This window comes from Ruegeria sp. AN11 (assembly GCF_056536005.1).
In genome coordinates this window covers 3,859,227-3,878,633 of the sequence record NZ_JBQFJD010000001.1, presented here as the reverse complement: position 1 = coordinate 3,878,633, position 19,407 = coordinate 3,859,227, and the positions used below count along the sequence as shown (strand labels likewise).

Annotated in this window: 20 protein-coding genes; 10 read left to right on the top strand and 10 right to left on the bottom strand. The window is 60.0% G+C overall.

All coding sequences use genetic code 11. The features are described from left to right. The first annotated feature begins 237 nt into the window (after positions 1-237). The 5 genes from ACR3EQ_RS19150 to ACR3EQ_RS19130 all read left to right on the top strand — a co-directional run bounded on the left by ACR3EQ_RS19150 (position 238) and on the right by ACR3EQ_RS19130 (position 4,163). The gene (locus ACR3EQ_RS19150) at positions 238-1,113 is read left to right on the top strand and encodes a TIGR01459 family HAD-type hydrolase (RefSeq protein ID WP_170614756.1); all 876 of its coding nucleotides are present in this window, start codon (positions 238-240) and stop codon (positions 1,111-1,113) included. A 101-nt stretch (positions 1,114-1,214) separates the two neighbouring features. Continuing rightward, positions 1,215-1,658 carry a MaoC family dehydratase gene (locus ACR3EQ_RS19145; RefSeq protein ID WP_170614757.1) on the top strand — a complete coding sequence of 148 codons (444 nt, stop codon included), beginning with the start codon at positions 1,215-1,217 and terminating at the stop codon, positions 1,656-1,658. 68 nt (positions 1,659-1,726) lie between these two features. Next, a complete protein-coding gene (locus ACR3EQ_RS19140; protein ID WP_170614758.1) occupies positions 1,727-2,659 on the top strand; it encodes a bifunctional riboflavin kinase/FAD synthetase in 933 nt (310 codons plus the stop codon). Next, positions 2,656-3,129 (top strand): YcgN family cysteine cluster protein, encoded by a 474-nt coding sequence (locus tag ACR3EQ_RS19135; protein ID WP_170614759.1) that lies wholly within the window; start codon positions 2,656-2,658, stop codon positions 3,127-3,129. The genes ACR3EQ_RS19140 and ACR3EQ_RS19135 overlap by 4 nt, the downstream gene beginning before the upstream one ends. Next, the gene (locus tag ACR3EQ_RS19130; RefSeq protein WP_480491612.1) at positions 3,129-4,163 is read left to right on the top strand and encodes a threonine aldolase family protein; all 1,035 of its coding nucleotides are present in this window, start codon (positions 3,129-3,131) and stop codon (positions 4,161-4,163) included. The genes ACR3EQ_RS19135 and ACR3EQ_RS19130 overlap by 1 nt, the downstream gene beginning before the upstream one ends. Positions 4,164-4,198: 35 nt before the next feature. Here ACR3EQ_RS19130 and ACR3EQ_RS19125 read toward each other — a convergent pair whose 3' ends face one another. Together ACR3EQ_RS19125 and ACR3EQ_RS19120 are read right to left on the bottom strand one after the other, a co-directional pair. Next, a complete protein-coding gene (locus ACR3EQ_RS19125) occupies positions 4,199-5,023 on the bottom strand; it encodes an alpha/beta fold hydrolase (RefSeq protein WP_480491610.1) in 825 nt (274 codons plus the stop codon). After that, entirely contained in the window at positions 5,020-5,622 is a 603-nt protein-coding gene (locus tag ACR3EQ_RS19120; RefSeq protein WP_480491608.1) for a DsbA family protein, read from the bottom strand. Before ACR3EQ_RS19120 ends, ACR3EQ_RS19125 begins: the two co-directional genes overlap by 4 nt. Positions 5,623-5,729: 107 nt before the next feature. On the opposite strand from ACR3EQ_RS19120, the gene ACR3EQ_RS19115 reads away from it, so the two are divergent. Both ACR3EQ_RS19115 and rpiB read left to right on the top strand, forming a co-directional pair. Continuing rightward, entirely contained in the window at positions 5,730-6,749 is a 1,020-nt protein-coding gene (locus ACR3EQ_RS19115; RefSeq protein WP_170614763.1) for a ribose-phosphate pyrophosphokinase, read from the top strand. 67 nt (positions 6,750-6,816) lie between these two features. Then, on the top strand, positions 6,817-7,266 hold the full coding sequence (gene rpiB, locus ACR3EQ_RS19110; RefSeq protein WP_321254484.1) for a ribose 5-phosphate isomerase B: 450 nt from the start codon (positions 6,817-6,819) through the stop codon (positions 7,264-7,266). Between the two features lie 60 nt (positions 7,267-7,326). Here the strand turns inward: rpiB and ACR3EQ_RS19105 are convergent, their stop codons facing one another. The 7 genes from ACR3EQ_RS19105 to ACR3EQ_RS19075 all read right to left on the bottom strand — a co-directional run bounded on the left by ACR3EQ_RS19105 (position 7,327) and on the right by ACR3EQ_RS19075 (position 13,699). Next, positions 7,327-7,677, bottom strand: a complete 351-nt coding sequence (locus ACR3EQ_RS19105) for an H-type lectin domain-containing protein (RefSeq protein WP_170614765.1) — start codon at positions 7,675-7,677, stop codon at positions 7,327-7,329. Positions 7,678-7,794: 117 nt separating this feature from the next. Then, positions 7,795-8,205 (bottom strand): F0F1 ATP synthase subunit epsilon, encoded by a 411-nt coding sequence (locus ACR3EQ_RS19100; RefSeq protein WP_170817178.1) that lies wholly within the window; start codon positions 8,203-8,205, stop codon positions 7,795-7,797. 12 nt (positions 8,206-8,217) lie between these two features. Then, positions 8,218-9,642 (bottom strand): F0F1 ATP synthase subunit beta, encoded by a 1,425-nt coding sequence (gene atpD / locus ACR3EQ_RS19095; protein ID WP_170614767.1) that lies wholly within the window; start codon positions 9,640-9,642, stop codon positions 8,218-8,220. 18 nt (positions 9,643-9,660) lie between these two features. Next, positions 9,661-10,539 (bottom strand): F0F1 ATP synthase subunit gamma, encoded by an 879-nt coding sequence (locus ACR3EQ_RS19090; RefSeq protein WP_170614768.1) that lies wholly within the window; start codon positions 10,537-10,539, stop codon positions 9,661-9,663. A gap of 12 nt (positions 10,540-10,551) precedes the next feature. Continuing rightward, the gene (atpA, locus tag ACR3EQ_RS19085; RefSeq protein WP_170614769.1) at positions 10,552-12,090 is read right to left on the bottom strand and encodes a F0F1 ATP synthase subunit alpha; all 1,539 of its coding nucleotides are present in this window, start codon (positions 12,088-12,090) and stop codon (positions 10,552-10,554) included. After that, complete coding sequence (locus ACR3EQ_RS19080; RefSeq protein ID WP_170614770.1) at positions 12,091-12,651, bottom strand: F0F1 ATP synthase subunit delta; 561 nt, start codon at positions 12,649-12,651, stop codon at positions 12,091-12,093. It lies immediately after the preceding gene. Between the two features lie 313 nt (positions 12,652-12,964). Continuing rightward, complete coding sequence (locus ACR3EQ_RS19075; RefSeq protein WP_170614771.1) at positions 12,965-13,699, bottom strand: methyltransferase domain-containing protein; 735 nt, start codon at positions 13,697-13,699, stop codon at positions 12,965-12,967. Positions 13,700-13,760: 61 nt separating this feature from the next. On the opposite strand from ACR3EQ_RS19075, the gene gloB reads away from it, so the two are divergent. From gloB to ACR3EQ_RS19060, 3 genes are all read left to right on the top strand, one after another. Beyond that, positions 13,761-14,528, top strand: coding sequence for a hydroxyacylglutathione hydrolase (gene gloB, locus ACR3EQ_RS19070; RefSeq protein WP_170614772.1), 768 nt, complete (start codon positions 13,761-13,763; stop codon positions 14,526-14,528). Between the two features lie 174 nt (positions 14,529-14,702). Beyond that, entirely contained in the window at positions 14,703-17,027 is a 2,325-nt protein-coding gene (clpA, locus tag ACR3EQ_RS19065; protein ID WP_170614773.1) for an ATP-dependent Clp protease ATP-binding subunit ClpA, read from the top strand. 78 nt (positions 17,028-17,105) lie between these two features. After that, positions 17,106-17,714 carry a DJ-1/PfpI family protein gene (locus ACR3EQ_RS19060; protein WP_170614774.1) on the top strand — a complete coding sequence of 203 codons (609 nt, stop codon included), beginning with the start codon at positions 17,106-17,108 and terminating at the stop codon, positions 17,712-17,714. 10 nt (positions 17,715-17,724) lie between these two features. Here the strand turns inward: ACR3EQ_RS19060 and ACR3EQ_RS19055 are convergent, their stop codons facing one another. After that, positions 17,725-19,404: a peptidoglycan -binding protein gene (locus ACR3EQ_RS19055; RefSeq protein ID WP_170614775.1), complete on the bottom strand. Its 1,680-nt coding sequence runs from the start codon at positions 19,402-19,404 to the stop codon at positions 17,725-17,727. Positions 19,405-19,407 lie beyond the last annotated feature (3 nt).

Below are 19,407 nucleotides of genomic sequence, written 5' to 3'. Positions count from 1 at the left end.
AACTCTTTACAGAAAGTCAGGCGCCTTTATCGGGCGCCTGTTTTTTTTTGCGAGGCTCTGCCTCGCGCTCCGGGATATTTTTGGCCAGATGAAGTTTGGATCCCCTGCTTCATCTGGCTGAAAGTATCCTGGGGGAGACGCCCGAAGGGCGGCGGGGGCAAAGCCCCTACTGGCCAAACCGGTATTCCTCTGCCATAGGCTTTGATGACTTTCCCACCGCGTCAACAGGGGCCTGACATGACACAGATCATCCAATCGATTGCCGAGGTTTCCGACCGCTACAAAGCTCTGTTCGTTGACCTGTGGGGCTGCGTGCACAATGGCATTACAGCCTTCCCCGAAGCGGTTGCTGCGCTGCAAACTTACCGCGCGTCGGGTGGTTTGGTGGTTCTGGTCACAAACTCACCAAAACCCCGTGCCGGTGTGGCAGTGCAACTGACACAGTTCAACGTACCCGCCGACGCATATGACACCATCGCCACCAGTGGCGACTCGGCCCGGTCGGCCATGTTCCGAGGCACGGTTGGTCAGAAAGTCTATTTCATGGGCGAATGGGAGCGCGACGAAGGGTTCTTTGAACCACTCAAGCTGTTGCATCACCCAATCCAGATCGAACGGGTGCCGCTGGATGAAGCCGAAGGAATTGTTTGCTGCGGCCCGTTCGACCCCATGGCGGACCCGGCGGTCAACCGGGCCGATTTTCTGTACGCCAAACAAAAAGGGCTGAAGCTGCTCTGCGCAAACCCCGATATTGTCGTGGATCGTGGTGAAGTGCGGGAATGGTGTGCAGGGGCTCTGGCCCGCCTTTACACCGAAATGGGCGGTGAGAGCCTGTATTTTGGCAAGCCTCATCCGCCGATTTATGATTTGGCCCGGCGCAGGTTGCAGGAACTGGGCGCGGATATCGCTGATGCCGATATTCTGGCAATCGGTGACGGTCCACATACGGACATCGCCGGCGGCATAGGGGAAGGGATTGATTCCCTGTTCATATCCGGCGGTCTGGCTGCATCCGAGACAAAAACGTCATACCAGCCTGACCCGGATGCGCTAAACAGCTATATTGAAAAAGAAAAAATAAACCCAACCTATTCGATCGGCCGTCTGAGGTAATAAAATAAGGCTTGATTTTCTGCACTTGCGAAGTAATAAAGTTGCCAATCGATGGCTACGGGCGGTTTTTTATTTCTCCGCCAACTGCAAGTGAGGGCAACATGTTGGACAATCTTCCGCGCGGAACGATCTGTATCGAAGACATTGAAATGGGCATGAGCCGCCACCTGCGCAAAGTGGTGACGGACGAGGACATCGAGATGTTTGCCCAGGTGTCGACCGACCGGAACCCGGTTCATCTGGACGACGATTATGCCCGCGACACGATTTTCGAAGGGCGCATCGCGCATGGGATGCTGACGGCCGGCCTGATTTCGGCGGTAATCGGTGAGCAGCTGCCCGGTCACGGTACCGTATACATGGGCCAGTCGCTGAAGTTTCTGGCTCCGGTCCGCCCCGGCGACATGGTTTATGCCGAGGTCAAGGTCATCGACATCGACTTTTCGAAGCGGCGCGTCAAGCTGGACTGCCATTGTTCTGTCGAAGGCAAAAAGGTTTTGGTTGGCGAAGCCATGGTTCTGGCCCCCTCGCGGAAATTTGACTGAGGCGAACTCTGTCTGATCTGCTATCGGCAGGTCTTGAACCCGCCTCTCAGTCCCGCTAGGCAGACGCCATGCGCATCATCCGGGATTTTCAGTTTGTCGAGCCTCAGGACCGGGGCGCCAGCGTGGCGATCGGGAACTTTGACGGCGTTCATATCGGCCATCGGTCGGTCATCGAACTGGCGCGCAAGGCCGCGCCAGATGCGCCCTTGGGTGTCATGACGTTTGAGCCGCATCCACGCGAGTTTTTCGCGCCAGACAGCCCCCCTTTCCGCCTGATGCGCGGCAACAGCAGGGCGCATCGGCTGGAAAAACTTGGGGTGCAGAAGCTGTATGAGCTGCCCTTCAACAGTGCGCTGGCCGGCCTGACCCCCGAGGAATTCGCGCGCGATGTCATTTGCAAAGGCCTGGGTCTGGCGCATGTGGTGGTGGGGGCCGATTTCTGTTTTGGCAAGGGACGCAGCGGCACAGCCGATGACATGGTCCGGTTTGGCCGGGGCATGGGGTTTGGTGTCACCATCGCGCCGCTGAAGGAACGGTCCGAGCATGTGGTCTCATCCACCGCGATCCGACAGGCGCTGAGTGACGGACGCCCGCGCGACGCCGCCTCGATGCTGGGTCACTGGCATCGGATCGAAGGCGAGGTCATCGGCGGGGAACAACGCGGGCGCGAACTGGGTTTTCCGACGGCCAACATGTCCATCGAAGGGCTGCACCCGCCGAAATTCGGCGTCTACGCGGTGCTGGTTGACGTTCTGGATGGACCCAATCAGGGCAGCTATCGCGGTGCCGCATCTGTTGGGACACGCCCGATGTTCAATGGCGCAGTGCCGAATATCGAGACCTTTCTGTTCGACTTCTCGGGCGATCTTTACGGTGCCACATTGTCGGTGGGGCTGGTGGACTATCTGCGCCCGGAAATGACGTTTGAGGGGCTGGACGGGCTGGTCGCGCAGATGGATGCGGATTGTGCCCGTGCCCGCGAGGTTCTGGCGGGCCAATGAAACAAGACCCGATCGAACGCGGCGGCCTGTCGCATCGCTTTTGGGAGCGTAAGCCCCTGCGTCGCCTGAACCAGCGCGAATGGGAGGCCCTGTGTGATGGCTGCGGCAAATGCTGCCTGAACAAGCTGGAAGATGAAGACACGGGCGAGGTCGCCCTGACCTGCGTCGCCTGCCGCCTGCTGGACGACGAAAGCTGCCGCTGCACGCAATACGACATCCGCCATCAGTTCGTGCCGGAATGCATCGTGATGACCCCGGACAATATTGACGATCACGCCTATTGGCTGCCGCAGACCTGTGCCTACCGGCTGCTGTGGGAAGGCAAGCCCTTGTATGACTGGCACCCCTTGATATCGGGGACTCCGGACAGCGTTCATGCGGCCGGGGTTTCCGTTCAGGGGCGCACCGTTTCCGAATTCGAGACCCCTCTGGAAGAGTGGGAAGACCATATTATCGAGGAGCCCGTCTGATGTTTTTCGCCTCTGACAATTCCGGACCAGTCCATCCCGAAGTGCTGACCGCGCTGAGTGAAGCCAATCAGGGCTATCAGATGGCCTATGGCGCCGACACGCTGATGAACGAGGTACGCGACCGGATCCGAGGCGTCTTCGAGGCGCCGGGCGCGGCGGTATACCTGGTGGCGACAGGCACGGCTGCAAACTCGCTGGCGCTGGCGACACTGGCGAACCCTTGGGACACCGTCTTTTGCTCGCCCGTCGCCCACATTCACGAGGATGAGTGCAACGCGCCCGAGTTCTACAGCGGCGCCAAGCTGACGCTGGTGCCCGGCGGCGACAAGATGCAGCCAGAGGCATTGCGCAGCAGCATTCTGGGCGAGGAGACCCGCGGCGTACATGGTCCGCAGCGCGGCCCTGTATCGATCACTCAGGTGACCGAGCGCGGGTCTGTCTATTCGCTCGCCGAATTGCAGGGGCTGTGCGGTGTTGCACGGGAATTCGGTCTGCCGGTGCATCTGGACGGGGCACGGTTCGCCAATGCTCTGGTCGCGCTGAACTGTTCCCCTGCCGAAATGACGTGGAAAGCCGGGGTGGACGCCGTAAGCTTTGGCGGCACCAAGAACGGGCTAATGGGCGTCGAAGCGGTTGTTTTCTTTGACGAAAGCAAAGCATGGGAATTCGAATTGCGCCGCAAGCGGGGCGCGCATCTGTTTTCCAAACACCGCTATCTGTCGGCGCAGATGGCGGCCTATCTGCGGGACGATCTGTGGCTGCGCGCAGCCCGGCAGGCAAACGCGAATTGCGCAAGGCTGGCGGCAGGATTGCAGGCGGCCGGTGCGGATTTCCTGCACGAGCCGCAAGCCAATATCGTTTTCGCCCGTTTCCCGAGGCACCTGCATCGTCGCCTGCACGAAAAGGGCGCGGTCTATCACATGTGGGGTGATGAACTGGACGGGGCGGACGAAGACGAGATGCTGGCCTGCCGCCTTGTCTGCGACTGGTCCATCAGTGCGGAACAGATCGACCGGTTTCTGGCCCTTTTCTGACAGTTGTCGGGGGCGTCGCCCCCGCCGCAGAAAATTCAGACAGAAGAAGCCATCGGAATGCGGAAGAATTCCGACAGGCTGCGCGCCGTCTCTTTTGGATGGGAAATCGGCAGCATGTGCCCTGCCCCCGGGATGATTTCGGTGGTTGCCGCAGGCAGACGGCGTTGCAGGCTGTTGCATATTGCGGGTATGACCGGGTGCGTCAGCGATCCGCTGAGGATCCGGACCGGCATCTGGGCGCGTTCCAGTTTTTCCGGTTGCAACAGGCCCGCACCGTCCTCGTATAGGGCATTGTTGGAGGCCGGGACTACATGCACCCCGCGGATCATTGCGGCGCGGGTACGGTCCGGCAGATCCGCCCAGCGGGGGCTGTCCTGTGTGCTCCACATGCGGTTGAACAGGCGGGCTGCCTGCGATGCGTTGCCTGCGGCGAGCGCGGAGACAAACGGTTCTGCATCTCGCTCATGCTGATCGTAGAGGTTCGGGGCGTCCAGCTTTGCCAGGGCAAAAAAGACCGGCTCAATCAGAATAGCGCGGCGCACGAGGTCGGGGTGTTCGACCGCCAGGCGCAACGCGATCATCGCACCGAAGGAGTGGCCGATCACATCCATCGGTTTTTGCAGCTGGCTGGCCGCCAGTTCGGTCATCCGGTCAAAAAAGTCGCCCCGCCCGTCCCAATCGGGGCTGCGGCCGTGTGACAGCATGTCCGGCGCAATCAGGCTTGCCTGCGCGCTCAGCGCAGCTGCAAGGCCCGACCAGGCGCCGGAATGGGCAATGGTGCAGTGCAGGGCGAGCATCTGGTGCGCGCCCTTGCCCAGTGTTCGCACAAAGACTTCTTGCGGCAGGGTACGGCCTGTCATGCCTTCAGCGTCGACAGGTGCCGGTCCAGATCGTCCAGCCTGTCCTGCCCCCAGAACCTCTGGTCATCCGGGGTGATATAGAAGGGCGCGCCGAACACGCCGCGATCGACGGCCTCTTCAAGATTGGCGGCGTAGGTTTCCGCACCCACAAGCAGGCCGCTGTCGGCAAGTCCGGGATCAAACCCGGCCTTTGACAGGCAATCGCGTATCACACCATCCTGAGCGATGTCCTTTTCCTCGGCCCAGCAGGCGCGCAGGATCGAATGGCAAAGCTGCCCGACATCGCCGGAACCGTCCTGAACGGCGGCGATCACGGCGTAGGATGAGGGGGCCATATTCGTCGGCCAGTGCGCGGGTTGCAGGTTGAATTCCATTCCCAGATTTCTGGACTGGCGGAGCAATTCCTGGGCCCGGTATTCGATGCGAGAGATGTGCCGATCCTTCGGCGGAACCCCACCAGTGCGCGAGAACAGTGCGATAATGTCCAACGGCTTGTAGTTGATCGTCGCACCGTGCTTTGCCGCGATCTCCTCCAACCGGGTTCCGGCCAGATAGGAATAGGGCGAGAGTGTCGCAAAATAGTAGTCAATCTGGGTCATGTGCACTTTCTCCGCTGCGTTACCTTTGCGGGACGGTAAGGCCATGCTAAGCGGTGTCAACATCACGAATCTGTCACATTGCCATTGCTGCCCGGGGACCTCAGCCGATGCCGACACTTCACGAACCCAAGCTAATCGCTGGGAACGCCAACCTTCCGCTTGCCAAAACCATAGCCCGCCGCATGAGCCTTTACCGCGGCGTCGATCAGGGGCTGGTCGATGCGCGGGTCGAACGGTTCAACGATGGCGAGATCTTCGTCGAGGTGTTCGAGAATGTGCGCGGCGAGGACATGTTCATCATCCAGCCGACCTCGAACCCGGCCAATGACAACCTGATGGAGCTTCTGATCATCGCTGATGCCCTGCGTCGGTCGTCGGCCCAGCGGATCACTGCCGTGATCCCCTATTTCGGTTATGCCCGTCAGGACCGCCGCACAAAGGCGCGTACGCCGATCTCTGCCAAGCTGGTCGCCAACATGCTGACCGGTGCCGGAATCGAGCGGGTTCTGACCATGGACCTGCACGCGGCCCAGATTCAGGGCTTCTTCGATATCCCGGTGGACAACCTCTATGCCTCGCCGATCTTTGCCCTGGATGTGAAGCACCAGTTCAAAGACAGCCTGGATGAGATCATGGTGGTGTCGCCCGACGTCGGCGGCGTGGCCCGTGCGCGCGAACTGGCCAAACGGATCAACGCCCCCCTGTCGATCGTGGACAAACGCCGCGAGAAAGCCGGTGAAGTGGCCGAGATGACAGTAATCGGCGACGTCAAAGACAAGATCTGCCTGATCGTGGACGACATGTGCGACACTGCCGGTACGCTTTGCAAAGCGGCGCAGGTGCTGCTGGATAACGGCGCGAAAGAGGTTCACTCGTACATCACCCACGGCGTCATGAGCGGCCCGGCGGTCGAACGTGTGACCAACTCGGTCATGAAGTCGCTGGTTCTGACCGACACGATCCAGCCCACCGACGCAATCGCCAAGGCCAAGAACATCCGGATCGTCCCGACGGCACCGATCTTTACCCAGGCGATCCTAAACATCTGGAACGGCACAAGCGTTTCTTCGCTGTTCGAAGACAAGACACTGACACCAATCTACGAATCCCTGTATCAGATGAACTGAACGGAAAGGGGCGCCCGGAAAAGGCGCGCCATTCCTAATCACGCATCTCAGAACGGACAGCCTTTTCATGACTGACAACAAACGCGTCGTCCTTTCCAGTGACCATGCCGCCATCGAACTGCGCCGGGCAATCGCCGCACATATCGCAGACGCCGGGTGGGAGGTCGTGGATATCGGCCCGACCACTCCGGAGAGCACGCACTACCCCCTGCATGGCAAGGCCGCTGCCGAGCGCGTTGCTTCGGGCGATTGTGCGCTTGGCATCCTGTTGTGTGGCACCGGTCAGGGCATCATGATGGCGGCAAACAAGGTTCCTGGCATCCGCTGCGGTGTGTGTTCCGACACATTCTCAGCCCGGATGATCCGGCAGCACAATGATGCCAACATGCTGTCCATGGGCGCGCGCGTCATTGGCGAAGGTCAGGCGCTGGATATCGTGGACGCGTTTTTGGGGGCCGCGTTCGAAGGTGGCCGCCACGCAACACGCGTGGACATGATCGAAGGCACCGACGCGTAAGAAACGGGCTTCAGGTGAGCAGTTGACGACAAGAGCGCGGCTTCCGTTCTGAAGGAGCGCTCAGGATATATGCCAGTCATCCTCGTGCGGCACCTCGCCAATCGCGGTCCACGAGGCGCGGATGCGGGCAACGCGCGTATCCGACCAGGTGCGGAAGACGGCGCAGAACCCTTCGGGCGTAATGTTCTCGGCCTTGATTTCGGCGCGCAGCGCCGAGGACGTGTCCACATCCCACAGCGAAATGCCGATCTGTACCATCGGTGCCGAGCGAAACGGTTGGCTGAATGCAACGGTTGTCCGGCGTTCCCGCGCCCCCTCGCCTGTCCACATTTCACCGCCATTGGCAAAATCGGAAAACAACAGGGCCTCGCCTTGATCAATGCCAATCGGATGGGTTTGAAAAGTTTTCATTCTGTCGTCGTTGTTCTTGAATTCCCGCAACTTATTCCGGCATTCGGGCAAAAGCACGACAAAAAAACGGCCCCGCAAACGCGAGGCCGTTCTAATTCATAAGCGATCAAGCCCGCGTTACAGGCTCATATGCGTTCCAAGCGCTTCCATGTCGGCCAGCAGTTTGGCCGCGTCGTCGACGATGGTCTGATCGTCGCCACCTTTTGCCGCTTCGTGCGACTCGCGGGCCTCGGCGATCAGATCGTCGATATGCGCACGGGTCACTTCTGAAACCGGAATGGCCTTTTCGGCCAGAACCGACAAGCTGTCACCGTTGATCTGGGCAAACCCGCCGGTGACCAGATATTCGCTGGACCCTTCGGGCGCCTCAACCTTCAGCAGACCGGGGCGCAGTGTGGTGATGGTGGGGGCATGATCGGGCATTGCCGTCATGTCCCCGTCCGCGCCGGGAATCTGGACCGCCGTCACCGCGAGCGAAGCAAGGCTCCGCTCCGGGCTGACGAGGTCGAATTGCATCGTGTTTGCCATCAGGGTTTCTCCTTAGGCAGCCGCTGCAGCCATCTTCTCGGCCTTGGCGATCACGTCTTCGATGCCGCCGACCATCAGGAAGGCCGCTTCGGGCAGGTGATCGTATTCGCCGGCCACAACGGCCTTGAACGACGAGATGGTGACATCCAGAGGAACCTGAACACCAGGCGAACCGGTGAAGACTTCGGCCACGTCGAACGGCTGCGACAGGAAGCGTTCGATCTTACGGGCACGGGCCACGGTCAGCTTGTCCTCTTCCGACAGTTCGTCCATGCCGAGAATGGCGATGATGTCCTGCAGCGACTTGTAGCGCTGGAGGATCTGCTGAACGTCGGTCGCAACCTTGTAGTGCTCTTCGCCAACGATGGCCGGGTCGAGCAGACGCGAGGTCGAGTCGAGCGGGTCAACCGCAGGGTAGATACCCTTTTCCGAGATCGCACGGTTAAGAACGGTAGTCGCGTCCAGGTGCGCAAACGAAGTTGCCGGCGCGGGGTCGGTAAGGTCGTCCGCAGGCACGTAGATCGCCTGAACCGAGGTGATCGAACCAGCTTTGGTCGAGGTGATGCGTTCCTGCAGGGCACCCATGTCGGTCGCAAGTGTCGGCTGATAGCCCACCGCCGAAGGAATACGACCCAGCAGAGCCGAAACCTCGGAGCCCGCCTGCGTGAAGCGGAAGATGTTGTCGACGAAGAACAGAACGTCGGTACCGGACTGGTCGCGGAACTGCTCGGCCAGGGTCAGACCGGTCAGAGCAACACGCGCACGCGCTCCCGGAGGTTCGTTCATCTGACCGTAAACCAGGGCCACCTGCGATTCCGACAGGTTGTCCGGCTTGATAACGTTCGATTCGATCATCTCGTGGTACAGGTCGTTCCCTTCACGGGTCCGTTCACCAACACCCGCGAACACCGAGAAGCCCGAGTGCACTTTTGCGATGTTGTTGATCAGTTCCATGATCAAAACGGTTTTACCAACGCCGGCGCCGCCGAACAGGCCGATCTTACCGCCCTTTGCGTAGGGGGCCAGCAGGTCAACAACCTTGATGCCGGTGACCAGAACTTCGGATTCGGTCGACTGTTCCGCAAAGGTCGGTGCGGGCTGGTGGATCGCGCGGGCTTCTGTCGCCTCAACCGGGCCTTTTTCGTCGATCGGCTCGCCGACCACGTTTAGGATGCGGCCCAGAGTAGCGTTGCCGACGGGAACCGAGATCGGTGCGCCGGTGTCGGTCACTTCTTCGCCACGGACCAGACCTTCGGTCGCGTCCATCGCGATGGTGCGGACAGTGTTTTCACCCAGGTGCTGAGCAACTTCCAACACCAGGCGCTTGCCGTTGTTGGTGGTTTCCAGCGCGTTCAGAATTTCAGGCAGCTGATCGTCGAAGTGCACGTCGACGACGGCCCCGATGATCTGTGTGACTTTGCCTTTTGCATTCGCCATGTTTCGTCTCCGGTTTTCTTACAGCGCTTCGGCGCCGGAAATAATTTCAATCAGCTCGTTGGTGATTACGGCCTGACGCGAGCGGTTGAACTGGATCGTCAGCTTGTCGATCATTTCACCCGCGTTACGTGTCGCGTTGTCCATCGCGGACATCCGTGCACCCTGTTCGGACGCTCCGTTTTCGAGCAGAGCCGAGAAGATCGCGGTCGCAACCCCCTTGGGCAGCAAGTCAGCCAGGATGGCCTCTTCGCTGGGCTCGTAGTCGAAAATGGCACCGCTGTCGTCACCTGCCGCTTCGTCCTCGAACGAGGCGGGGATGACCTGCTGTGCCGTCGGGATCTGGGTCACAACGTTGACGAACTTCGAGTAGAAGATCGTGGCAACGTCGAACTCTCCCCCGTCGAAACGAGACAGGACGTCCTTGGCGATGTCTTGCGCGTTGGAATACCCCAGACGCTTGACCTCGCTCAGGTCGATATGTCCAACGAACAGATCGCCAAAATCACGCTTGAGCGCGTCGCGGCCTTTCTTGCCGACGGTCAGAACTTTGACCGTCTTGCCATTCAGGCGCAGCTCTTCCGCCTTTTGACGGGCCAGCTTGGCGATGTTCGAGTTGAAGCCGCCACACAGGCCGCGTTCAGCTGTCATCACAACCAGCAGATGGACATCATCACTGCCCGTACCACGGAGCAGCTTGGGGGCGCTGTCGCTGCCCCCGACCGAAGCCGCCAGCCCCGCCATCACGGCATTGAACCGCTCGGCATAGGGGCGCGAGGCTTCGGCAGATTCCTGGGCGCGGCGCAGTTTTGCTGCCGCGACCATCTGCATGGCCTTGGTGATCTTGCGGGTCGATTTGACCGACTCGATCCTGTTTTTAAGGTCCTTCAGACTAGGCATCGGAACCCCCTATCAAGCGAAGGTTGCGGCGTATTCGTCGATCGCTGCCTTGATCTTGTCGGACGCGTCGCCTTTGACCTTCGGATCTTCGTCGGTGATCCACTTCAGCAGGTCGGCGTGCTTGCCGCGCAGGTGCGCCAGAAGACCGGCCTCGTAGCGGCCAACATCCGAAACGTCGATCTTGTCGAGGTAGCCGTTGGTGCCTGCGAAGATGACGCAGACGATTTCCGCGTTGGTCAGCGGCGAGTACTGCGGCTGTTTCATCAGTTCGGTCAGACGCGCACCACGGTTCAGCAGCTGCTGAGTTGCGGCGTCAAGGTCGGAACCGAACTGCGCGAACGCAGCCATTTCGCGGTACTGAGCCAGCTCCAGCTTAACCGGACCGGCGACCGATTTCATCGCGTTGGTTTGGGCCGACGAGCCCACACGCGAAACCGACAGACCGGTGTTCACGGCAGGACGGATGCCCTGGTAGAACAATTCGGTTTCCAGGAAGATCTGGCCGTCGGTGATCGAGATCACGTTGGTCGGAATAAACGCCGAAACGTCACCACCCTGAGTTTCGATAACCGGCAGAGCGGTCAGCGAGCCTGCACCGAAGTCCTCGTTCAGCTTCGCCGAACGTTCCAGCAGGCGGGAGTGGAGGTAGAAAACGTCACCAGGATAGGCTTCACGTCCGGGCGGACGGCGCAGCAGCAGCGACATCTGACGATAGGACACGGCCTGTTTCGACAGGTCATCATAGATGATCAGCGCGTGGCGGCCGTTGTCACGGAAGTACTCGGCCATCGCGGTCGCGGCGTAAGGCGCCAGGAACTGCATCGGTGCCGGGTCGGACGCGGTTGCGGCCACAACGATCGAGTATTCGATGGCGCCGGATTCTTCCAGTTTCTTCACCAGCTGCGCAACGGTCGAACGCTTTTGGCCGATCGCAACGTAAACGCAATACAGCTTCTTCGACTCGTCGTCGCCTGCTGCGTCGTTGTAGACTTTCTGGTTCAGGATGGTGTCCAGAGCAACGGCGGTTTTGCCGGTCTGACGGTCACCAATGATCAGTTCCCGCTGGCCGCGGCCGATCGGGATCATCGCGTCAACCGATTTCAGACCGGTTGCCATCGGCTCGTGCACCGATTTACGCGGGATGATGCCCGGGGCTTTCACGTCTGCAACGCCGCGCTTGGAAGCGTTGATCGGGCCTTTGCCGTCCAGCGGGTTGCCCAGACCGTCAACAACGCGACCCAGCAGTTCGTCACCGATCGGAACGTCAACGATCGAGTTGGTGCGCTTGACGGTGTCACCTTCTTTGATGTCACGGTCGGAACCGAAGATAACGACACCGACGTTGTCGCTTTCCAGGTTCAGCGCCATGCCCATGATGCCACCGGGGAATTCGACCATCTCACCGGCTTGCACATTGTCCAGGCCGTATACACGGGCAATCCCGTCACCGACGCTCAGCACGCGGCCGATCTCGGCCACTTCGGCTTCCTGACCAAAATTCTTGATCTGGTCCTTCAGGATTGCAGAAATCTCTGCAGCTTGGATTCCCATTTATCCGACCTCTTTCATTGCATTCTGTAGGGAGTTCAGCTTCGAACGGATCGAACTGTCGATCATTTTCGAGCCCACTTTAACGACAAGACCGCCGATGAGGCTTTCATCAACGGTCGCATTGATTGTCACGGTCTTGCCCACACGCTCGGACAGCGTTTTGGACAGTTTTTCCATTTGCGTCTTGGTCAGCGCCTTGGCCGAGGCGACATCGGCGGTCACTTCGCCGCGCTCGTCCGCCAGCATATCGCGCAGAACCTGCACCAGCTGCGGCACAACGAACAGGCGACGCTTTTGCGCCATCAGGCCCAGCGTGTTCTGCAGGATGGAGTTCAGCCCCATCTTGGCGGCAATTGCGGTGATTGCGCCTTCCTGTTCGGCGCGGGAAACCAGAGGCGAGGCGATCAGGTCGCGCAAATCTGCGCTTTCGCCCAAAGCTGCTGCCAGATCATTGATGCCGGTTTCCAGACCTGCGAGGTCATTATTCTCTTTGGCAATCTCGAAGATTGCGGTGGCATAGCGCTCGGCGATGCCTGTGGAAATCGAAGCTGGTTCGGACACGTCCACCCTTCCGATATTTTGGGCCCCGAATTCGCGTGCGGCAGCTACCCCGGGGGCGTGAAGAAACCCCGTCCTTGTAGGGCGGGGATCAAAATCACCGGGGATGTAGCAGAGGTGTTCCAACCTCGCAATATAGTATAGTGATTACGATGTTATCCACAAATTGTTTGATTTCATATACTTACGCAAAGTGCGACCCTTTGGACACGTCTGAATGGGTGAAAAATGTTACCAAATTGCAGCTTTTGGCGATTCCTGTGGCCTATTTCCCTCAGATTTAGGCACCAGACATGGGTGTCCATCACCCGTTCTGTCAGGCCGGCTTGAGCAGGCCGTCCAGCGCTTTGATCGGGCGTTTGACCGCATCTTTGGTCACGGTGCCACTTGGCGGCCGGATAAGCTTGGTCGCCTCGACCATGAGAACGCCACCCGCCATAATTGTCGGCAGACGTTGCCCTGTCTTTTCGATCAGATTGCCGGATTTCAACCAGAACCGTCGATAGGATGGCGGCATGTAAAGAGCCGAGCAATGCGTTTCCGGGACGAAATGATGGGCCTTGAGCTGGGATTCCAGCTGCGATGCGGAATACGGGCGACCAAACCCGAACGGTGTCCGGTCGGACCGCGACCACAGACCCGCCCTGTTGGGCACGACAAACAGGATACGCCCCCCCGGCCCCAACACGCGCCAGCATTCCTCCAGCAACTGGGTCGGACGCTCAGAGGTTTCCAGACCGTGCATAACCACCAGCTTGTCCACGTGACCGGTTTCGATGGGCCAAAGCGTCTCTCCGGTTAGGACAGAGACGTTGGGCATTCCTGCAGGCCAGGGCATCACACCCTGTGGGCCGGGCATCAGCCCGATCACGCGCCGCGCATCCTTCAGATAGGGGCGCAGCAAGGGCACGGCGAATCCAAACCCGACAACAGTCTGCCCCTTGGCCTCGGGCCACAGCTCGACCATTCGACCACGGATCGCCGCCTGCGCGGCACGTCCCAAAGTGCTGCGGTAGTAGAAATTCCTCAGATCCTGCACATCAAGATGCATTGCGGACACCCGGTCAATCGGCTTAGCTGTCGGCAGTCTAGCAACGAAAGGGCAAAAGGCCATGCCTCTTGAGATCGTCACCATCCCATGCCTCAGCGACAATTACGCCTTTCTGGCGCATGATGCGGTCAGTGGCCAGACCGCATTGATCGATGCGCCTGAACCTGGACCGATCCTGGCCGCGCTTGACGCCCGCAACTGGAAACTGTCTCATGTCCTGCTGACCCATCACCACTGGGATCATGTGGATGGTCTGGCCGGAATCCTCGAACATCACTCTGCCAAAGTGATCGGAGCCGCCGCTGACGCCCACCGCCTGCCGCATCTGGATTTGCAGGTGCGCGAAGGCGATACTTTCGAAATCGGCGGCGAACCGGTTCATGTGCTGGACGTCTCGGGCCATACGATCGGACATATCGCGTTTTACATGCCGGAGAGCACGGCTGTGTTCACAGCAGACAGCCTGATGGCCTTGGGCTGCGGCCGTCTGTTCGAAGGCACACCTGCGCAAATGTGGGCTTCGCTTGGCAAACTGGCCGCCCTGCCCGACGAGACGATCGTCTGTTCCGGTCACGAATACACACAATCCAATGCAAAGTTCGCGATCACTGTCGATCCGGACAACGCGGCGCTGCAGCAGCGCATGCAGGATATCGACCGTGCAAGGGCTGCCGGCGAGCCAACCGTTCCGTCGACTCTGGCGCTTGAGAAGGCCACAAATCCGTTTCTGCGGGCCACGGATCCTGGGATCAAGACTCAACTGGGGATGGAAAATGCCGATCCTGTATCAGTATTTGCCGAAATTCGGGCTAGAAAAGACCGGTTTTAGGACCTATTTGCCCCACGTCACGGTCACGGTCACACGAAATGTGACTGTCAAGAGCAAGAAAACCCTTGAAGCCGCGCCACGATCAACCAAACTCTAATAGTATGAGGACATGGTTGGGATGGGGATCCGACCTTTAACGCGCCCCCTTCTGACCCAAGACAGAGGAGCACCCGCGTGCCTTCATTCTCGAGCACATTAGAACAAGCCATTCACGCGGCCCTGGCTGCGGCGAACGAACGGCGACATGAATTCGCAACGCTGGAGCATCTGCTGCTGGCGCTGCTGGAAGAACCCGATGCGGTGCGCGTGATGAAGGCGTGCAGCGTCGATCTGGATGAGTTGCGCAGTACCCTTGTCGAGTTCATCGACGAGGATCTGTCAAATCTGGTGACGGATATTGACGGATCCGAGGCGGTGCCGACTGCAGCCTTCCAGCGTGTCATCCAGCGCGCGGCGATTCACGTTCAAAGCTCTGGCCGGACCGAAGTCACCGGGGCCAACGTTCTGGTCGCCATCTTCGCCGAACGCGAAAGCAACGCGGCCTATTTCCTGCAGGAGCAGGACATGACCCGCTATGACGCGGTTAACTTCATCGCACATGGCGTGGCCAAGGATCCTGCGTATGGTGAAAACCGTCCCGTTTCCGGCGCGGATCAGGTTGAGGAAGAGGTTCAGTCTAGCGCGGGTGAAGGCGAACAAAAGGAAAGCGCGCTGGGCAAGTATTGCATCGATCTGAACGCCAAATCGCGGGCCGGAGATGTCGATCCGCTGATCGGGCGCGCAGATGAGGTCGAACGCTGCATCCAGGTGCTTTGCCGCCGCCGCAAGAACAACCCGCTGCTGGTGGGTGATCCGGGTGTGGGCAAAACTGCCATCGCCGAAGGTCTGGCTCATAAGATCGTCGCGGGTGAAGCGCCGGATGTTCTGGCCAACACCACGATCTACTCGCTCGACATGGGTGCGTTGCTGGCCGGAACCCGATACCGCGGTGATTTCGAGGAGCGTCTCAAGGCTGTCGTGACCGAGTTGGAAGACCATCCTGACGCGGTCTTGTTCATCGACGAGATTCACACCGTGATCGGTGCCGGCGCCACTTCAGGCGGCGCGATGGACGCGTCGAACCTGCTGAAACCTGCACTGCAGGGCGGCAAGCTGCGTACCATGGGCTCGACCACGTACAAGGAGTTCCGCCAGCATTTCGAGAAGGACCGCGCGCTGAGCCGCCGGTTCCAGAAAATCGACGTGAATGAGCCTTCGGTCGAGGACAGCGTGAAGATTTTGCGCGGTCTGAAACCCTATTTCGAAAAGCATCACGAGATCAAATACACCGCTGATGCGATCAAAACCGCTGTGGAACTGTCGGCGCGCTATATCAATGACCGCAAACTGCCCGACAAGGCGATCGACGTGATCGACGAGGCCGGTGCGGCCCAGCATCTGGTCGCGGAAAGCAAACGCCGCAAGACCATCGGTGTGAAAGAGATCGAAGCGGTGGTCGCCAAGATCGCCCGCATTCCGCCCAAGAACGTCACCAAGGATGATGCCGAGGTTCTCAAAGACCTGGAAGCTTCGCTGAAACGGGTGGTGTTTGGTCAGGACGTAGCCATCGAGGCGCTGTCCAGCGCGATCAAACTGGCACGCGCGGGTTTGCGTGAGCCTGAAAAGCCAATCGGCAATTACCTGTTCGCCGGCCCGACCGGTGTGGGTAAAACCGAGGTTGCGAAACAGCTGGCCGATACGCTGGGTGTGGAACTGCTGCGGTTCGACATGTCCGAATACATGGAGAAACACGCGGTTTCCCGTCTGATCGGTGCGCCTCCGGGGTATGTCGGGTTCGACCAGGGCGGTCTGTTGACCGACGGCGTCGACCAGCATCCACATTGCGTCCTGCTGCTGGACGAGATCGAGAAAGCGCACCCGGACGTGTTCAACATCCTGTTGCAGGTGATGGACCACGGTGAGCTGACCGATCACAACGGCCGCACGGTGAACTTCCGCAACGTGGTCTTGATCATGACCTCGAACGCGGGCGCGCAGGAACAGGCCAAGGCCGCCATCGGCTTTGCCCGTGATCGCCGCGAGGGCGAGGACACCGCCGCAATCGAGCGCATGTTCACGCCGGAATTCCGCAACCGTCTGGACGCGGTGATATCGTTCGCGCCGCTGCCGAAAGAGGTCATCCTGCAGGTGGTCGAGAAGTTCGTCCTGCAGCTTGAGGCGCAGCTTTTGGATCGCGGCGTCTCGATCGATCTGACCCCCAACGCAGCCGAATGGCTGGCCGACAAGGGTTATGACGACAAGATGGGTGCCCGCCCGTTGGGACGGGTTATTCAGGAGCACATCAAGAAACCACTGGCCGAGGAACTGCTGTTCGGAAAACTCGCCAAGGGCGGTGTGGTCCGCGTATCCGTCAAGGACGGCGAGCTGGATCTGGAAATCCTCGGCCCCGATCAGCCGCGTATTCCGGGCGACAAACCTCCGCTGCTGACGGCAGATTAACCCGAAGAATGAAACGACAGCCATCGCCTGCCATCCCAAATTGGCAGGCGATTTTCGTTCAAAGGACAGGAGACAGGGATGCGCAAAATCGGCGCTTTGATTTTTCCCGGGTTTGAGTTGCTGGATGTGTTCGGCCCGATGGAGATGTTCGGCTTGCTGACCGATGACTTCACCCTGGAGCTTGTGGCGGAAACCAGTGGGCCGGTTGAAAGCAATCAAAAACTGAAGGCTTTTGCCGACACGACGATCGACGCAGCGCAGGGCTATGACATTCTTTTTGTGCCGGGCGGAGCTGGCACCCGCAAGGAAGTCAACAACTCACGCTTGTTGGATTGGATTGCGGACAGTTCGGATAAGGCGGAATTCACCTTGAGCGTATGCACTGGCAGCGCCCTTCTTGCTAGGGCCGGGGTATTGGACAACCGGCGCGCCACGACCAACAAGGCGGCCTTTTCGTGGGTCTGCGCCCAAGGGCCCGACGTGGAGTGGGTTCCCCGGGCCAGATGGGTTGAAGACGGGCCATTCCTGACCTCATCCAGCGTTTCCGCCGGAATGGATATGGCCCTGGGCGCCATTGCCCTGATGCACGGAACGGATGTAGCCGAAAAGGTGTCGGTGTGGTGTGAGTATACCTGGCACAAGGACAAGACCCACGATCCGTTTGCCCGCGTGCATGGGCTGACGTGATGTAAAGGGATCAGCGCTCGGTCAGTTTCAGCTCGATCCGCCGGTTCTGGGCGCGGGCTTCGGGCGTATCTGACGGATTGACGGGCTGGAATTCACCAAAGCCGTTTGCGGCAAGCCGGTCTGGCGGGATGCCCAGCGCGTCGACCATGTAGCGAACAACGGACAAGGCGCGCCCCTGGCTGAGTTCCCAGTTGTCCTGATACCGCCCTGTTCCGGCCAGCGGCACGTTGTCGGTGTGCCCGTCCACCCGGATGACCCAATTCAATCCTTCAGGGATTTCCGCCGCCACGCTGCGCAGGATATTGGCCACCTTGGCGACCTCCAATTGCCCTTCCGGGGAAAGGACGGCCGAGCCGGTGTCGAACAGAACCTCGGACGAGAACACGAACCGGTCGCCTTCGATCCGTACGCCTTCCTGATCCCCAAGAACCTCGCGCAGGCGCCCGAAAAACTCGGACCGGTACCGTTGCAGATCTTCGGCCTGCGCCGCCAGTTGCTGGTTCTGACCCGACAGCGCTTCGGCTTCGGCCTCAAGCCGTATCCGCTCGGCCTCTTCCAGCAAGCGGCGACGGCGTTCTTCCGAGGCCGCCCGCGCCAGGGCGGCGTTCAGGTCCTGCCCCAGTGTCTGGATGCGGATATTGGCTGAAGCGTTACGCTCTTCGTAGTCATCCAGCAGGGCCTGCAACGATCCAAGCTGCCCGCGCAGTGCAGCCATCTGTTGATTCAAAAGCGCCGTTTGCCGCTGCGCTTCTGCAGAGATTTCTTTTTCATCCGCAATCGTGTTACGTGCCACCGCCAGCAATGTTGCACGCTCTTCTGCCAGTGTCTTCTGCGCCTCGGCATCCGCTTGCGCCTGGGTCTGCGCGGCCAGGGCGGCCTTGAGTTGCGCCTTCAATTCTTCCGGATCCAGATCGCCAAAGCGACGCTCCAGCTCGGCCTTGGCTGCCTGCGCCGCGGCGAGCAAGGTCAGAGTATCCTCGGCGTCCTTGCGCTGCGCCTCAAGTGCCAGGGTCATCGCCGTCAGCTCCGCATCGGCGTCCTGAAGACGGTTGCGCAGGTTTTCGGCGGCGGCGGCTTCGGCCAGTTTCGCGGCCTCTTCCGCGCTCAGTGTTTCTTCAAGTTCAGCGATCCGGCTGCTTTGGGTTGCCTCGCTCGCCTCTAGGTCGGCAACGAGCGCTTCCAGCGCTTCCCGGCGGGCGGCAGCCAAACGGGCAGCTTCGGCCTGCGCGTCGATTTCTGCCCGGCGCTGGGCAAGCGCAAGGTTCAGGGCCTCCTGTTCGCTCAGCAATTCCTCGCGCTGGGATTGAAGATCGGCAATCGCCCCGCGCGCCTCTTCCTGATCAACCAGCAGAGCCGCGACCTGAGCCTCGAAATCCGTGATCCGGGTCTGTGCCTGTGACAGGTCATCTTCGGCCTGCGTCAAGGTCGCGTTCAGCGCCCCCAGACGGGCCTGCAAACGGCTGTTTTCACGCTCTTCCAGCCCCAGTGCGCCTGCCAACGCGGCGACTTCGTCGGACAGGGCCGTCAGCTCATCCTCCTGCCCCGAAATAGTCTCGCGCAGGACGAATTGCACCACCATGAAGATGGTCAGAACGAAGGTCAGAACCATCAGCAGCCCGGTCATCGCATCCACAAAGCCGGGCCAGACCGAACCCTGGAAACGTTGACCTGTGCGGCGGGACAGAGCCATGGC

What these genes read in the sequence shown, in the direction of transcription:
- ACR3EQ_RS19150 (WP_170614756.1), top strand. Translation starts at nt 238, where the DNA reads ATGACACAGATCATCCAATCGATTGCCGAGGTTTCCGACCGCTACAAA.
- ACR3EQ_RS19145 (WP_170614757.1), top strand. Translation starts at nt 1,215, where the DNA reads ATGTTGGACAATCTTCCGCGCGGAACGATCTGTATCGAAGACATTGAA.
- ACR3EQ_RS19140 (WP_170614758.1), top strand. Translation starts at nt 1,727, where the DNA reads ATGCGCATCATCCGGGATTTTCAGTTTGTCGAGCCTCAGGACCGGGGC.
- ACR3EQ_RS19135 (WP_170614759.1), top strand. Translation starts at nt 2,656, where the DNA reads ATGAAACAAGACCCGATCGAACGCGGCGGCCTGTCGCATCGCTTTTGG.
- ACR3EQ_RS19130 (WP_480491612.1), top strand. Translation starts at nt 3,129, where the DNA reads ATGTTTTTCGCCTCTGACAATTCCGGACCAGTCCATCCCGAAGTGCTG.
- ACR3EQ_RS19125 (WP_480491610.1), bottom strand. Translation starts at nt 5,023, where the DNA reads ATGACAGGCCGTACCCTGCCGCAAGAAGTCTTTGTGCGAACACTGGGC.
- ACR3EQ_RS19120 (WP_480491608.1), bottom strand. Translation starts at nt 5,622, where the DNA reads ATGACCCAGATTGACTACTATTTTGCGACACTCTCGCCCTATTCCTAT.
- ACR3EQ_RS19115 (WP_170614763.1), top strand. Translation starts at nt 5,730, where the DNA reads ATGCCGACACTTCACGAACCCAAGCTAATCGCTGGGAACGCCAACCTT.
- rpiB (WP_321254484.1), top strand. Translation starts at nt 6,817, where the DNA reads ATGACTGACAACAAACGCGTCGTCCTTTCCAGTGACCATGCCGCCATC.
- ACR3EQ_RS19105 (WP_170614765.1), bottom strand. Translation starts at nt 7,677, where the DNA reads ATGAAAACTTTTCAAACCCATCCGATTGGCATTGATCAAGGCGAGGCC.
- ACR3EQ_RS19100 (WP_170817178.1), bottom strand. Translation starts at nt 8,205, where the DNA reads ATGGCAAACACGATGCAATTCGACCTCGTCAGCCCGGAGCGGAGCCTT.
- atpD (WP_170614767.1), bottom strand. Translation starts at nt 9,642, where the DNA reads ATGGCGAATGCAAAAGGCAAAGTCACACAGATCATCGGGGCCGTCGTC.
- ACR3EQ_RS19090 (WP_170614768.1), bottom strand. Translation starts at nt 10,539, where the DNA reads ATGCCTAGTCTGAAGGACCTTAAAAACAGGATCGAGTCGGTCAAATCG.
- atpA (WP_170614769.1), bottom strand. Translation starts at nt 12,090, where the DNA reads ATGGGAATCCAAGCTGCAGAGATTTCTGCAATCCTGAAGGACCAGATC.
- ACR3EQ_RS19075 (WP_170614771.1), bottom strand. Translation starts at nt 13,699, where the DNA reads ATGCATCTTGATGTGCAGGATCTGAGGAATTTCTACTACCGCAGCACT.
- gloB (WP_170614772.1), top strand. Translation starts at nt 13,761, where the DNA reads ATGCCTCTTGAGATCGTCACCATCCCATGCCTCAGCGACAATTACGCC.
- ACR3EQ_RS19060 (WP_170614774.1), top strand. Translation starts at nt 17,106, where the DNA reads ATGCGCAAAATCGGCGCTTTGATTTTTCCCGGGTTTGAGTTGCTGGAT.
- ACR3EQ_RS19055 (WP_170614775.1), bottom strand. Translation starts at nt 19,404, where the DNA reads ATGGCTCTGTCCCGCCGCACAGGTCAACGTTTCCAGGGTTCGGTCTGG.